The organism is Glycocaulis sp. (assembly GCF_052168375.1).
Lineage (GTDB): Bacteria > Pseudomonadota > Alphaproteobacteria > Caulobacterales > Maricaulaceae > Glycocaulis.
Genome location: NZ_JBQLZR010000005.1, coordinates 1 through 1,925, shown reverse-complemented (window position 1 = coordinate 1,925; position 1,925 = coordinate 1). Strand labels below are relative to the sequence as shown.

The following is a 1,925-nucleotide window of genomic DNA, read 5'->3' as shown; positions in this document are numbered from 1 at the left end:
ATCAGCGCGATCGGAATCACGTTGGTGTCGACAGAACCACCCAGGTTGAACGGCACGATACGGCGGCCATTCATCAGGACGAGGTTACGGTTGGAACCCAGGCCACGCAGGTTGACCGTCGCGCCACCGCCCGAACCGTTGTTCGTGCCGGGGCCGATGGCCGGAATGGCTTGCGGCAGGGTGCGGATGAGTTCTTCCACAGCAACCGGCTGGCGGAAGTCGAATTCCTCGGCGCCGACCGAATTGATCGGGCTGTTGGAAACGACGCCCGGCGACTGGATGCGCGTACCGGTTACGCGGATGGTCTCGCGCTGAGCAGCGCCAGCCTCATCTTCCTGCGCAATAGCCGGTGCCGCAGCGGCCGCGACCGCTACGAAACCCGCCAGGACCGAAGTCCGCAGGAGAGTTTCTTTGTTCCACTTTTTCACGTTAGTTCCCCTTTGATGTAAGGCAGTCGAGCTGAACGAGGGCTGAGCCAGCGAGCGCGCAGGTGCGCGAACGCAGACTCTCTGGGAGCCTCGCTTGGGCGCACCATCGCGGAATCTTCACAATCATCCAAGGCCCACACACGGCCCTGACACATGTTAGCGCCCTACCTGTTGCAAAAAGGTCATCAAACTCCCTGACAGAGCGCTGCCCATTGGCACCACCGGAACGCAAAGAGCCCGGAGCATGGCTCCGGGCTCTTCACTTTCGTCTCGAAAGGCCGTCAGCGAGGCTGCCCCGACAAAGGAGCCGCCCGTTTACGACTAATCGATGATTTTGCTGACGACGCCGGCGCCGACGGTGCGGCCGCCTTCGCGGATGGCGAAGCGCAGCTTTTCTTCCATCGCGATCGGCTGGATCAGGTCCACCGTCACTTCGACATTGTCACCCGGCATCACCATCTCGGTACCCTCTTTCAGGGTCACGATGCCCGTCACGTCCGTCGTGCGGAAGTAGAATTGCGGGCGGTAGTTGGTGAAGAACGGCGTGTGACGGCCACCCTCTTCCTTCGTCAGGATGTAGGCTTCCGCCTCGAACTTCTTGTGCGGCTTCACAGAGCCCGGCTTGGCCAGAACCTGGCCACGCTCGACGCCTTCACGTTCCACACCGCGCAGAAGCGCGCCGACATTGTCGCCCGCCTGACCCTGGTCAAGCAGCTTGCGGAACATTTCAACGCCCGTGCACGTCGTCTTCGAGGTGTCGCGGATACCCACGATCTCGATCTCGTCGCCCACTTTCAGGATGCCGCGCTCGATACGGCCGGTCACAACCGTGCCGCGGCCCGAGATCGAGAACACGTCCTCGATCGGCATCAGGAACGGCATGTCAACCGGACGCTCCGGCGTCGGGATGTACTCGTCCACAGCGGCCATGAGTTCGCGGATCTTGTTCTCGCCGATCTCGGGATCACGGCCTTCCATCGCCGCCAGCGCAGAGCCGGCAATGATCGGAATGTCGTCGCCCGGGAAGTCGTACGAGCTCAGAAGCTCGCGGATTTCCATCTCGACCAGCTCGAGAAGCTCAGGATCGTCAACCTGGTCAACCTTGTTCATGAACACCACCAGAGCCGGAACACCGACCTGACGGGCCAGAAGAATGTGCTCGCGCGTCTGCGGCATCGGGCCGTCAGCCGCGTTCACAACCAGGATCGCGCCGTCCATCTGAGCCGCGCCCGTGATCATGTTCTTCACATAGTCAGCGTGGCCCGGGCAGTCGACGTGCGCATAGTGACGGTTCTCGGTCTCGTACTCGACGTGAGCCGTCGAGATCGTGATACCGCGAGCCTTCTCTTCCGGCGCACCATCAATCTGGTCATACGCACGGAACTCGCCGAAATACTTCGTAATCGCTGCCGTCAACGTCGTCTTGCCATGGTCAACGTGACCAATCGTGCCAACGTTCGCATGCGGCTTGTTACGCTCAAACTTTGCCTTGGCCAT

At 61.4% G+C, this 1,925-nt stretch carries 2 protein-coding genes; both read right to left on the bottom strand.

What is annotated here, in order from left to right:
* Positions 1 to 428: TonB-dependent receptor plug domain-containing protein (locus ACTS2Z_RS00115; RefSeq protein ID WP_442571203.1), on the bottom strand; the 428-nt coding region annotated here is incomplete at its 3' end.
* A gap of 321 nt (positions 429 to 749) precedes the next feature.
* Positions 750 to 1,925 (bottom strand): elongation factor Tu (tuf, locus tag ACTS2Z_RS00110; RefSeq protein WP_442571202.1); only part of this gene is annotated, 1,176 nt, incomplete at its 5' end.